Source organism: Halovibrio salipaludis (genome assembly GCF_002286965.1).
Lineage (GTDB): Bacteria > Pseudomonadota > Gammaproteobacteria > Pseudomonadales > Oleiphilaceae > Halospina > Halospina salipaludis.
The window spans coordinates 257,827-270,867 of sequence record NZ_NSKD01000002.1 but is presented as its reverse complement, the minus strand read 5'-3'; the positions used below and the strand labels follow the sequence as shown (position 1 = coordinate 270,867).

Genomic DNA, 13,041 nt, shown 5'->3' with positions numbered 1-13,041 from the left:
TGCTTACCGGTGTTCGGACGGGTCACCCCTGAGCCGCACGCCGAGGCCGGAATGGCGCTCCACGGCCTGGCTGATGCCGGCACGCCAGACGGCCTCATCCCCGATGACCATCAATCGGGAACGGGCCCGGGTAATTCCAGTGTAGATCAGCTCCCGGCTGAGAATCGCGGACGGCCTCTCGGGCAGCACCAGGGCCACGGAATCAAACTCCGAGCCCTGTGTCTTGTGGATGGTCATGGCGTAGACCGTTTCATGGTCCGGCAGTCGCCCCGGCGCCATGGGCATAAAGCCCTCCTCACCCGGGAACCAGGCCAGCAGTGGGGGCGCCTCGCCTTCCCGCTCCGGCTCGTCCGGCCAGATCAGGCCGATATCGCCATTGTAGAGGCCAAGCCCGTAATGGTTGCGCGTGATCATGATGGGCTGGCCGCGGAAGAAACGTTGCCGCTCCGGGTTGAGCGCAGCGGTAACACGCTCATTGATTGACTGGACACCATTGGGACCAACGCGGGCGGGACAGAGGATCCGGAAGGCCTGCAGCCGCGCGAAGGCGTCCTTCAGGTCGGTCGCTTCCGTGATGGGCCGGTAGTGCTGCTCCGTCCAGGCAGCAAGCTGTTCGGACAGCGCACCGCCGCCCTGCCAGACCACGTCCTCTTGAGCGCCCCGGAGAACATTGAGAGTGCCCTCCTCATCGCCGCTGATGGCAGCAGCGGCAAGCTGGCCGATACCACTGCTGCCACCGAATCGCCGGCTCTCCCTCAGGAAACTCAGGTAGTCCGCACCCCCCGAACCGTCGTCGGCGGGGTCAAGCTCAATGCCTAGGGCGGCGAGCTCGCGGCAGCGTTCGGGGCTGTAGGCTGCTACATTCCGGGGCGCCAGGTCCGCCAGCACCGACCCCGCGGCGACCGAGGGCAGCTGGTCGGCGTCGCCCAGCAGGATCACCCGGCATTCCGGCGGCAGTGCGCGAAACAACCGCGCCATCAGGGGCAGGTCCACCATGGAAATCTCATCCACCACCAGTATGTCCACATTGAGCGGGTTATCTTCGTTGTGGCGGAAGCGGTGGCTGTTCGGGATCACGCCGAGCAACCGGTGCAGCGTGGTGGCTTCCTGGGGGATGGCCTCCATTACCCGGGGAGCCACATCCGACGCCAATCCGGAGCTTGCCTTCACCACGGACTCGGCCAAGCGCTGGGCCGCCTTGCCGGTGGGTGCCGCAAGGTGCACCCGGGGCATTCCCTCACCGGAGGCGGACGCCTCAATCAGAAGGGCCAGAAGCCGGGTAACCGTATGCGTCTTTCCGGTGCCGGGCCCACCGGCGATCACGCTGAAGCGCTGGAAAAGCGCGTTAGCCGCGGCCACCTTCTGCCAGTCAGTCCTGGCCTGCCCTGCCTGACCGGGGAAGAGCCGCTCAAGGGCCGCCCGGGCGCCGGGCGCATCCACATTCCCAGTGACCGCCAGTCGTTCGCGGATGGACGCTGCCACTTCGGTCTCAAAACGCCAGTAACGACGCAGGTAGAGCCGATCCCGCTCAAACACCACGGGGGCATCATCATCCGGGCTGATCGCCAGAGCCGATAGGCCCTGCCGCCACTCTCCCAGCTCCGGGAACCGGATGCCCGGGAAGGTGTCACTCTGCCAGCGGGTCTGGCCGGCCCAGTACGGCAGGTTCAGACAGGTATGACCGTCCTGCAGTGCCTCGCTGACGGCCATCAGCGAATGCCGGAACCAGTCCTCACGGCAGCCGATCCATTCGCAAAGGGCGTCCGCCAGCGCCTGGTCGATGGCTTCCGGGGCCTCGCCTTCCCGCACAGGGTTGAGCACCGCGCTCATACCGCCACCTCCCGACCCTCAAAAAGGGCATCCAGGGCGAACAGTGCGCCCAGATCCGGCTCCTGTGCGTGGACACCGGTATCACGGCCCGGCGCCATCCCCCGCAGGTAAAGGTAGTGCACGCCCCCGAGATGCTGCCCCGGATCGTAATCCGGGATGCGGATCCGCAGGAAGCGATGGAGTGCCAGCATATAGAGCAGGTACTGGAGATCGTAGAAGCTCTCGCGCATATTGGCGGTCAGTGCCTCCGGGTTGTAATGGCCAAAGCCGTTGCCCAGGTGATTGGACTTGTAGTCCACGATGTAATAGCGCCCCTGCCACTCGTAGACCAGGTCGATGAAGCCCTGGAGCATGCCGTTGAGGCTTGCCGGCGGTGGCAGCGTGACCGCGGCATAACCTCCCCTGTGGCGTGCCAGGATGCGGCCCAGGGGTGGGTGCTGGTCCGCGTTCATGGGAAAGTAGAATTCGCTTTCCCTCAGGGTCTTCTCCGGCGGTAGCGCTCCCAGGGTTGCACCGCTGGGCAGCTTTACGGCCAGCAGGTCCCGCAGCCAGGCTTTGATGGGCTCACGGGTGGTTTCAGCAGGGGCCATCAGGCCCGGGTAGCGCCTTTCGGCCTGGTCCAGAACCCCGTCCAGGTCCGGGTTACTGAAATCCAGCCATTCCAGCACGTCGTGCAGCAGGTTGCCGGCTTCGGCGCCTTTCTGGAGGGAAAAGCGGATGTTGTCCGCTTCCCCATGGGGCTGGGTCTCTTCCAGTTCGTCCTGATCCCGGTCCCGGGCACTGGTGCCGCCATGGCGCGCATTGCGCGTGAGCGCCGAGAAGGAGGACAGCCACCAGTCCCTCTCAATACGTCCATGGAATTCAGCCGCGGCCAGCCCGTCAGGGGAAGCCGGCGCCGGAGCACTGCTCACCGGCTCATCGGTGCTGGTGATCGTCAGTACGCCACAGGCTCCTTCGTCATACTGTTGCCGTACAGCGCCTTCCAGCGCCTCAAAGCTGCTGACCCCAAGGCAGCGCGCCAGCGGCGAAGACGCCAGCTGATCAAACGCCGCGGCCAGCATGTAGACCCGCCGCTCGCCCCGGGTCGCGGCCACGTAAAGGAGACGGATGCTCTCCGCCGCTTCCTCCTCCGCAGCAAGATCAAGCTGCTCGTCCGACGGGTTCAGGGCCAGGTGCGTAGTGTGGTCCCGGGGATCATGGTAACGCACCAGCATGTCCCGGCCGCGGCCGCCCTGTTTGCCATAGCTGACGAACGGCAGGAACACGATAGGATACTCCAGCCCCTTGGCCCCGTGCATGGTCACCACACGCACCAGGTGGCCGTCGCTTTCCAGCCGGAGTTCGGTGTTCTGGACGGTGCTGTCCGTGCGCGCCTGCTCAAACCAGTGCAGCAGCGCCTCGGGCTGGCGGTGCTGCTGGCTGGCCTCCTGCAGCAGCTCCATCAGGTGCATGAGGTTGGTGAGGCTGCGCTCATGCCGCTGCGGCTCCGGTCTTGCCCGCCACTGAAGGAGCTGCAGCGCCATGCTCATGAACCCCTTGCGGTGCCAGCGCTCGCGCAGGGCCGTAACGTCGTCCAGAAGCCTGGCCCAGTCCCGTTCGCTGTTGCGCAGGTCAAACAGCTCCCGGGTGCTGTAACCGAACAGCATGGTCGCCAGTGCCGCCATCAGCTGGCGGTCATCCTCAAGGTTCAGGATGCCCCGCAGGGCCCGAAGCAGATCGAGGGATTCCGGGCTTTCCAGTACGTTGTCCCGGGCGCTCAGGTAGACGGAATCCAGCCCCCGGGCGGTCAGCGCTTCCTGCATGAGGGCGGCTTCCGTGCGGTCCCGGACCAGGACAGCGATATCCCCGGGCGCCACGGCTTCACCATCGACCTCTGCATCCGAAAGCAGCCTCAGGATTTCACGAGCCGTCCATTGCGCCAGGGGTTGACGCCCCTCCTTGGTATAGCCGGTGCCCTTGCTGCTGAGCCCTTCCATGTCATCCGCAACCGGCAGCAGTCCCCACTGGAAAGCCGCCCGTCCCGCCGGCCCGCGAACCGGCTCCCGGTCGGGCCTGCCGGCACTGACTGGCGGGTACTGGATGCCATAGCCGAAGATCCGGTCATGGGGGATGGCTTCGCGTGGATCCCCGGGTACGGCCTCGCCATGGAAGAGCCGGTTATAACCCCGGATCACTTCCGGCGCCGAGCGGTAATTGGCGCCCATGAACCACTGGTGATCCGCGTCATTGCGGGCGGTGAGATAGGCAAAGACATCACCGCCACGGAAACCGTAGATGGCCTGTTTGGGGTCGCCGATCATGCACAGCATCCGGCCCTGTTCCCTGGCCTCACCGTAGATCCCCTGGAGGATGGCGTACTGGTCCGGGTCCGTATCCTGGAATTCATCCACCAGTGCCACCGGGAACTGCTCTCCCAGGCTCCGGGCCAGGGCCGGTCCGCGCTCCTCCGACGCCAGCTGTTCACTCAGGCGGCGGATCAGATCGCTGAAATCCAGCTGGTCCAGCCGATCCTTGCTGGCGGCCAGGTGCGCCCGCGCGAAGATCACGCCCTTCCAGGCCCACCAGGCCTCACGCGCCCGCTGGAGGCCGGCGATGCCGCTGGCGAGCTCATACAGCGCGGGCATGCTCTGTTGCTTCTTCCCGCTGCTGAACGCCTCCTTCAGGAACCTGCCCTGGAAAACGTCCGGGATACTGCCATCCCAGTGACAATCGCTGAGGCGCTCCAGCTCCTCCTGGACGGCCTGCCAGTGGGCCTTGGTGTCCGGCGTTTTCCGGGCCGCAACATTCAGCGTCGCGAAGGCCTCCCGTTCCTCCGGCCACTGGCGGCGGAATTCCTGCCAGGCTGTCGCCAGATCCGGCACCCCGGGTTCCGGAAGCGTTTCGGTTCCCTTGATGGTGGATTCCCAGACCTTTGCGAAGGCGTCGGGCGTGGGCTGATAGGCGTAAAGCTGCTGGAAATCAGGCCCCTGTGCCTCCTGCCGGTACCAGTCCTCCAGCGCTTCACGCACCAGCGCGCTGCTGTCCACTTCCATGGCCGCCTCAAAGCTTATGCCACTGGTAAAGGCTTCCTGGGTCAGGGCTCGCCGACAGAAACTGTGGATGGTGTAGATGGCCGCCTCGTCCATGTGCAGGGCGGCGTTGCGCAGGCGGGCTTTCACGCGGTCTGTGTCCGGGAAACGCGCCCGCAGCGACACGTAGAAGGGCTCCTCCAGCTCTTCCCACTGACCATGGGCACGCTGGATCTCGCCCGCCAGGCGCCCCTTCAGCTCGGCGGTGGCGGCACGGGTGAAGGTCATCACCAGCAGCTGCTGCACCTCCAGTTCCCGCTCCAGCAGCAGGCGCAGGTAAAGCCGTGTGATGTTGTAGGTCTTGCCCGTGCCCGCACTGGCCTCGATCAGATGTATGCCTTCCAGCGGCAGGTGGGTAACGTCCAGCTCCTTCATCACACCGCCTCCGTGGTGTCGGTGATCGTCACGGCGGCCATCAACGGCCCGTACCGGCGGTCGATAGCGGCCAGAAGGGATTCCGCATCAGTGTCTTCATCAAAGAACCATCCGACATAGGCATCATCCCTGACCCCGGGGAAGCCGTTCCAGCTGTCGCCCAGCCAGGCCTTACGCAGCGCCCGGAGCCGTTTCGTCCCATCCGCATCAGCGTCCATGGTGGCCAGCTCACGCATCAGGTCGGCGTGCAGGCGCGAGGGCTCACACAGGCTCTCCCGCCAGGCTTCCACCAGCGCGGTCAGCTGGGATTCCGCCTCCCCTCGCCCCATGGGGTCCAGCTGCATCATGCGGAGGGCGCCGTCCCTGCCCCGGTGAATCCCAACAGAGGACCGCTCCGCCTCAAGGTTGGCCACCAGGTGATGGCACCAGAGCCGCAGCAGATCCTTGCCTTTCGGATTCGCCATGCGCCACAGAACCAGACGGCCATCCGCTGTCAGAGTCAGTTCCGCGGCCAGCGTCAGGCCATCAATGCTGTATTCAACAGCGGCGGTCTGGACGTGTGCGGCTCCTGAATCCACCAGAGCCTGCGCGAAGCCACTGGCCTGCTCCCGCCAGTCCGCCAGTTCCGAGGCCATCGGCGCATGGTCCGGAAGCTCCCCGGAAAGACGCGCGCGCTCCAGCACCGGGGTTTCATCGGCACCCTGAAGCTCGCAGTGGATCAGAGCTTCCTGGATCAGATAACGGCTGAGATGATTAGCCGCAAAGGGCTCCACATCCTCGAGTTCAGGCAGCTCGGATTCCTCCAGATAGAGGCCGAGGCGTTGCTGGGCATGGTGACGGGCCGGGTTCTCCAGCGCCCGGACCAGCTGCTCCAAAGTCAGCTGGTCGGGTTCAGGGTCAGGCGGCGGCAGGCGCTGTGCCTGCTCCCGTTCCGCCCCGGACTCGGTAAGGCGGAGCCACCCCGGGTCAAAGCTCGGCTCCGGGCCCTGGTAGTTGGTCGGGCTGAACGGCTGCAGCGGCAACGCCCTGATGGCGTCACGGCGCCAGCCGGTGGCGCCTTCCAGATAGTTCATCAGTTCTGTGAGCACCAGGGATGGCTGACGCTCCGCATTGGTATTGAGATCCCGCCCCTGGTAGCTCAGATAGAGATGCTCCCGGGCCGAGAGTATGGCTTCCAGGAACAGGTAACGATCATCCCCGCGGCGCGAGCGGTCCCCCGGGCGTGGGCGATCATTGGCCATCAGATCAAAGCCCAGAGGTGGGCGCTGGCGCGGGAATTCGCCGTCGTTCAGTCCCAGGATCGCCACGACCCGGAATGGAATGGAACGCATGGGCACCATGGAGCAGACAGTGATCTGCCCTGTCATGAACTGGCGACCCGTCCGGGCCGGGCTCTGCAGATTCTGTTCAAGGGCATGACGGATGACCGTGAGCGGCACCGGGTCCGTGAACGCCGCGTGGCTGGCGTACTGCCCCAGTTCCCGGATCACCTCCCGGAGCTGTTCATGGATCCATTCATGGCTTCGTTCCGTGCTGAACAGCGCCTGGCGCAGCCGCTCATGCAGGAATGTCTGCCAGTCACTGACCGTGCGCGCCCGGGCCATATCCCGCCGCAGCGCCTTGAGTGCGCGCAGGAAAGCGATCAGACGGCCGAGCACCACGGCGTCGCCGCCTTCCACCTGGGGCAGCAACAGCCGGTCCCGCAGCACCACTTCCTCATCACCCCAGGCAAACCCGATCAGTAATCGTTCGAGCCCCTGATCCCAGCTGTAGCGTTCACCGGCGCCCTCCCCGAGCCACTGCTGCTTGTGTTCGGCATCCAGCCCCCAGTGGATCGCAGCGGCATTGAGCCACTGGCCGAGCTGGGTTACCTGTTCGGTATCGAGCCCGAATCGCTGCTGTATGGCCGGCACCTGGAGCCAGCTGATGACACGGCTCACTTCAAAGCGCGCATCCGGCAGTGACAGCAGTTCAATGAACGCCGCCACTGCCGGGTCCGCATCCCCCGGATTGCGGTCGGCAATGGAACTGGGCAACGGCGGCACCCTTTCGGACAACGCCTCGCCACGGCCGGCAAACACCGCCTCCACGAAGGGCGCATACTGCTCCACGTTGGGGCACATCACCACTACGTCCCGTGGCGCAAGTTCCGGATCGTTATTGAAACGGTGCAGGAGCCAGTCATGCAGCGCCTGGACCTCACGCAGCGCACTGTGGGCACTGACAACACTGATACTGTTGTCACAGTGGTCACCGGGGGCTTCACGGCCATCCCGGAGATGCAGCACGTCACTCTGGAGTCGGGCCAGAAGGTCATCATTGTCCGGCTCAGTGAACAACGGCATTTCCTCGTCCGCCACCTCGCTGAGCAGACGCACGAACTGCTGACCCTGGTGGCCCAGGCCGGTGAGAAGCGGATTGCCGATATCCAGAACCAGTCCGCTGTCATCGTCGTGCTCATCCAGCCAGCGTGCCCGCTGGCGGGCGGCCTGGCGGTCGCTGACGGCATCCCCCCAGTACTCATCCGAGGGGTTGAGGTAAAGGATGTGGAAATCCACCCCCGCCTTCCGGGACACCTCACTGATGAATTCCAGCCACAGGGGCGCGAGACTGTTAATGCCAAAGATGAACAGGCGCTCCGGTAACGCGTCCGCTGGTGCGGTCAGGCGCTCCCGGGCCTCATCCATGAGTCGTAGCGGGTGATCCGGAATCTCCGCAACCAGCGCCTGCCAGAGCCGGGCCTGCCAGTGATCCGCCTGCCCCGCGTCCCAATCCCGGATCCAGTCCGGGCGGTACATCAGGTACTGCTCGTAAAGGTCCGCGAGTTCCCCGGCCAGCTGGAAGCGGCGCAAAGGCTGCTGGCGTGGGCTCTGTTGTTGCCAGTAGCGGGTGGGTTCGGTAAAGGCGGGATCCCTGGTCACCGCCTCTGAAGCCAGCAGCGCATAGAGGCGCCAGACCAGAATCTCACGCTGATAGGGCGATACCTCCGGCATGCGGTCGGCGCCCAGGATCCGGCGGATCAGGGTCCAGAAGTAGCGCACCGGCAGCGGGTATTCCAGGTTCATCGCCACCCGCCGGGTGGGTTCCGCAGCCAGCTCCATGTTGAGCCAGTGCGCCATTCCGGGATGCTGGACCATGATCACATCAGGCTGCAGCGGGTTGGCCACCGGTACCGCCAGAAGCCTGGCAAGCGGGCCAACAAGGTGTTCCAGCTGGTTGCCGGGAAAGGTGTGGATCATCCTGTTGCTCCTGGCGGCAGTCCATCATTCTCGGATCCGATGAGCAGGATAGCCCATGCGGTCACGGGACCATAGTCATGGATCCAGGCGACAGCCGCGGTCGCAGCTGTCCGCAACCGTCATCGAGTCAGCCGCGTCTGACGGCATTTTTGCATCATAATGCCAACTGAAGTAGTGTTTCTTCGATGATCTGTATCCTCAAAAGGACGCGATGGCATGGATACCCGGGAATCGCTGGATACCAAGGACGCCCTACAGCAGCTGCAGGATCTGAAGGCAACCGTGGACAGCATCGGTTCCTTCATCTTCATGAAAGACCGCCACGGGCGCTACACCTACGCCAACCAGCGGGTTCAGGCACTTTTTGGCCTGCCTATGCACGCCATTCTGGGCCAGGACGACAGCGCCTTCTTCTGTCTGGACGCCTCTCGGGATCTGAGTGAAAACGACACGCAGGTCCTGGTCCACGGACGCACCGTCGAGAAAGAGGAGCGCAACGTCATCGCCGGCACTGGCGAGGAGCGTTGGTACTGGTCGGTCAAACAGCCCCTGTTCAACGCGGACGGCAGCATCCGTGGTATGACCGGTGTATCAACCGACATCACAGAGAAGGTCCAGCTTGAGAGGGCGCTCAGGGAGAAACAGAAGCTTCTGGAAACGGCACTGGACCACTCGCCCGCCTGCATCTATGTCAAGGATCCGGAAAGACGCTACGTCTACCTCAACCAGCATACGGCGTCACTCTACGGGCAAAAGGCCGAGACCATCATCGGAAACCGGGATGAGGATATTCTTCCGAGTGCCGACGCCGACAGCTGCCGGCGTCTGGACGAACGGGTCATAGCCACTCACCAGCCCCAGTCCGATGAAGAGGAGATTGCAGGCCAGAACGGCACCCTGCGTATCTATGAAACTCAAAAAGTTCCGTTGTTCAGTGAGGATGGCACTTTTACTGGCTTCATCGGGTTTTCGCGCGATATGACAGAGAACCGCCGACTCCATCAGAAACTGGACCAGATGGCCCATGAGGACCAGCTCACGGGGCTTCCCAATCGTCGCCGCACCGAACAGATTCTGGAGGAGGAAATCAACCGCGCTCACCGCTCGGGGCAGCCTCTGTCACTACTGGCGCTGGATCTGGATCACTTCAAATGGGTGAATGACCAGCATGGTCATGACGTTGGCGATCAGGTGCTGTTGCAGGTCGGGATTGCGCTGAACGAACGTCTGCGCTCTACCGATAGCATTGGTCGCTGGGGTGGTGAGGAGTTCTTCGTGATCCTGCCGGAAACAGCGTCTGAAGGGGCCCGGCAGGTGGCGGAGACGCTGCGCCAGACCACCGAGTCGTGTGTCCTGATCGGTGGCATGCCTGTGACGGTCAGCATCGGCGTCACCGAATACGACGGGATGGAGGGGTTGAGAGCGCTCATCAGCCGGGCTGACACCATCCTGTATAATGCCAAGCATTCCGGTCGCAATCAGGTGTCGCTGATCTCTTCCCAGGCGGCCTTGAGATAAACGCACATGGACCAGAGCGTAAGCGCGGCGGCAACGGCCAGCATCACGAGCCCGGCCATGGCCACAGGCTCACCCGGGGGATAGGCCAACAGCATCACGATGGCTACCATCTGAAAGCCCGTCTTTACTTTGCCGATGAGCGACACGGCCACACTGGCGCGCTTGCCCATCTCCGCCATCCATTCGCGCAGTGCCGAGATTACAATCTCACGGCCAATGATCACGATGGCAGGAATGGTCAGGAACAGGGAGCCGTAATCGTGGATCAGCACCGCCAGCGCCCCGGCCACCATGAGCTTGTCCGCCACCGGATCCAGAAAGGCACCCAGCGGTGTTGACTGGTCCCAGCGCCGGGCCAGGAAACCGTCAAGCCAGTCGGTTATAGCCGCCACCGCGAAAATAACGGCACTGGCCATGTAGGCCCACTGGAACGGCATGAAGAAGACCAGCAGGAACAGCGGGATCATGGCGATCCGTGAAAAGGTGAGGATGTTTGGAAGATTCATGCGCTACCCGTTGTGCAGTGCTGAGTGAATGGATTCGGCCAGGGTCTCACTGATCCCCCGAACCTTGGCAATCTCACCAACGCTGGCCTTACGCAGCTCCTGCAGGCCACCGAAGTAGTTTATCAGGTCCCGGCGCCGGCGCGGCCCCACGCCCGGGATTCCCTCCAGCGTGGAGCTGCTGCGCTTCTTGTCACGTCGCTGCCGGTGGCCAGTGATTGCGAACCGATGGGCCTCGTCCCGGATGTGCTGGATCAGGTGCAGCGCCGGCGAGTCCGGCGGTACCCGGAAACGGTTCTCGGTCAACGCCTCGATCAACTCTTCCATACCGGCGCGGCGCGCCTCACCCTTGGCCACGCCGATCAGGGTAATGTCTTCAATGCCCAGTTCATCAAAGACCGTGCGTGCCACATTGAGCTGCCCGAGACCACCGTCAATGAACACAAGATCCGGCCGTTTGCCGTCACCCGCCTTGATACGGCGGTAGCGGCGGCGCAGAACCTGCCCCATGGCCGCATAGTCATCCCCGGCTGTTTCGCCTTCAATATTATAGAGACGGTAGTCACTCTTCAGGGGTCCATTCTCGTCAAAAACCACGCAGGATGCGACCGTGTTCTCGCCCTGGCTGTGGCTGATGTCGAAGCATTCCATGCGGGCCGGAATCTCGTCCATTTCCAGCAGCTCCCGCAGCGCCAGCAGCCGCCGGTAGACGGTCTCCTTGTTCGATAGATGACTGCGCAGGGTCTCCTCGGCGTTGGTGCGGGCCATCTGCAGCCATCGCCGGCGCTCATCGCGCACCCGATGGCGCACACGGGTATCCCGGCCGGCCTGGTTGGACAGCGCCTGGTCCAGCACTTCCCGGTCCGGAATCTCCTCCGCGACGATGATCTCGCGGGGAATCTCCCGTGGGTTGTCCTCCCCCAGATAGAACTGGCCAATGAAGGCGGTGATGAGCTCGCTCTCCTCCTGGTCCATGGAAAGCCTGGGGAAGAAATGCTGGGTGCCAACGATCCGCCCACCGCGCACGGACAGCACCACAACGCAGACAACCCCGGCCTCCTGGCTGAGGCCGATCACGTCCAGCTCCGCGCTGCCGCCCTCGATGGCCTGCTGCTCCTGCACATGGCGCAGGTAATTGATCTGATCCCGGAACTGGGCCGCCCGTTCAAAATCGAGGCTGGTCGACGCCTGCTCCATGGCGTCCATCAGCTCCTGGATGATCTCCGGGTTCTTACCCTGCAGGAAGAGCCGGGCGCGGCGGACATCCTGCTGGTATTCCTCCGGGGAAATCATGCCCACGCAGGGCGCGGTACAGCGGTTGATCTGGTACTGCAGGCAGGGGCGCGTGCGGTTACGGAAGTAGCTTTCGCTGCAGTTGCGGATGCGGAACACCTTCTGGAGGATGTTCAGGCTCTCCCGGACCGCCCCGCCGGAGGGAAAGGGACCGAAAAAGGTCCCCTTATCCCGCTTGCTCTTGCCACGCCGGAACGTGAGCGACGGATAGTCGCTGTGGTTCGAGAGATAGATGTAGGGATAGGACTTGTCGTCGCGCAGCAGGATGTTGTAAGGCGGACGCTGGGATTTGATGAGGTTCTGCTCCAGCAGCAGCGCCTCGGTCTCGCTGGCGGTCACCGTGACCTGGATATCGGCAATCCGGGTGACCAGTGATTGGGTTTTGATCGCCTGCCCTTGCTTGCGGAAGTAGCTGGCCAGGCGCTTGCGCAGGTTGGAAGCCTTGCCGACGTAGAGAATATCGCCATTGGCGTCGTACATCTGGTAGACGCCCGGCTTTTCGGTCACCTGCTTGAGAAAGGCCGTGGCATCAAAGGTCCCGGCGGTTTCAGACTTCATCGGCATCCAGCAGGCCGTATTTCACCGCTTTCAGGGTCAGCTCCACGTCACTGTCGATACCGAGTTTCTCGAAGATCCGGTAGCGGTGGGTATTCACAGTCTTGGGGCTCACACAGAGTTTATCGGAGATGACCTGTACCTTTTGGCCCTGCACGATCATGGTGGCGATCTGGAGCTCACGCTCCGAGAGTTCGTCAAAGGCGCTGAACTCCTCCGAGCCTCCGTTGACCTTTCCCAGCGCCATCTTCTGGGCGATTTCCGGGCTGATGTAACGCTGACCGAGCGAGGCACGGCGTACCGCCTGCAGCATCTCCTGGAGATCCGCGCCCTTGGTGATATAGGCATGCGCGCCACCCTGCATCACCCGCGTCGGATAGGGATCGTCAGCACAGGCGGTCACGGCAATCACCCGCACGTCATCATTGATCCGGTGGATCTGCCGCATAGCTTCCAGCCCGCCTATACCAGGCATCCGAAGGTCCATGAGAACCACGTCCGGTGGGTCCTGCCGGACCTGATCCACGGCTGCTTCACCAGAGTCGGCCTCCCCCATGATCTCGATTTCTTCATCGTCCGCCAGCATCCGTGTTATGCCGGTACGCACGAGCTCATGATCATCCACAACCAGAATCCGGATCACGCTGTTTCCTCCCGCTG

At 63.5% G+C, this 13,041-nt stretch carries 7 protein-coding genes; 1 reads left to right on the top strand and 6 read right to left on the bottom strand.

Annotated elements, in window-relative coordinates; translation table 11 throughout:
- Nucleotides 1-3 precede the first annotated feature (3 nt).
- The 3 genes from recD to recC are packed head-to-tail and all read right to left on the bottom strand — an operon-like array spanning nt 4 to nt 8,512.
- Entirely contained in the window at nt 4-1,830 is a 1,827-nt protein-coding gene (gene recD / locus CK501_RS05990; protein WP_095616837.1) for an exodeoxyribonuclease V subunit alpha, read from the bottom strand.
- On the bottom strand, nt 1,827-5,273 hold the full coding sequence (locus CK501_RS05985; RefSeq protein ID WP_095616836.1) for a UvrD-helicase domain-containing protein: 3,447 nt from the start codon (nt 5,271-5,273) through the stop codon (nt 1,827-1,829). The genes recD and CK501_RS05985 overlap by 4 nt, the downstream gene beginning before the upstream one ends.
- Nucleotides 5,273-8,512, bottom strand: coding sequence for an exodeoxyribonuclease V subunit gamma (gene recC / locus CK501_RS05980; RefSeq protein WP_095616835.1), 3,240 nt, complete (start codon nt 8,510-8,512; stop codon nt 5,273-5,275). Before recC ends, CK501_RS05985 begins: the two co-directional genes overlap by 1 nt.
- A gap of 216 nt (nt 8,513-8,728) precedes the next feature.
- Between recC and CK501_RS05975 the strand changes: the two genes are divergently transcribed.
- Nucleotides 8,729-10,030, top strand: coding sequence for a sensor domain-containing diguanylate cyclase (locus tag CK501_RS05975; protein ID WP_095616834.1), 1,302 nt, complete (start codon nt 8,729-8,731; stop codon nt 10,028-10,030).
- Here CK501_RS05975 and pgsA read toward each other — a convergent pair.
- From pgsA to uvrY, 3 genes are read right to left on the bottom strand one after another with little or no spacing between them, the layout of a single operon-like run.
- Entirely contained in the window at nt 9,991-10,536 is a 546-nt protein-coding gene (gene pgsA, locus CK501_RS05970) for a CDP-diacylglycerol--glycerol-3-phosphate 3-phosphatidyltransferase (RefSeq protein ID WP_095616833.1), read from the bottom strand. The two genes, CK501_RS05975 and pgsA, sit on opposite strands and share 40 nt — an antisense overlap.
- 3 nt (nt 10,537-10,539) lie before the next feature.
- Nucleotides 10,540-12,384, bottom strand: a complete 1,845-nt coding sequence (gene uvrC, locus CK501_RS05965; RefSeq protein WP_198949414.1) for an excinuclease ABC subunit UvrC — start codon at nt 12,382-12,384, stop codon at nt 10,540-10,542.
- Nucleotides 12,374-13,024 carry a UvrY/SirA/GacA family response regulator transcription factor gene (uvrY, locus tag CK501_RS05960; RefSeq protein WP_095616831.1) on the bottom strand — a complete coding sequence of 217 codons (651 nt, stop codon included), beginning with the start codon at nt 13,022-13,024 and terminating at the stop codon, nt 12,374-12,376. The genes uvrC and uvrY overlap by 11 nt, the downstream gene beginning before the upstream one ends.
- Nucleotides 13,025-13,041 lie beyond the last annotated feature (17 nt).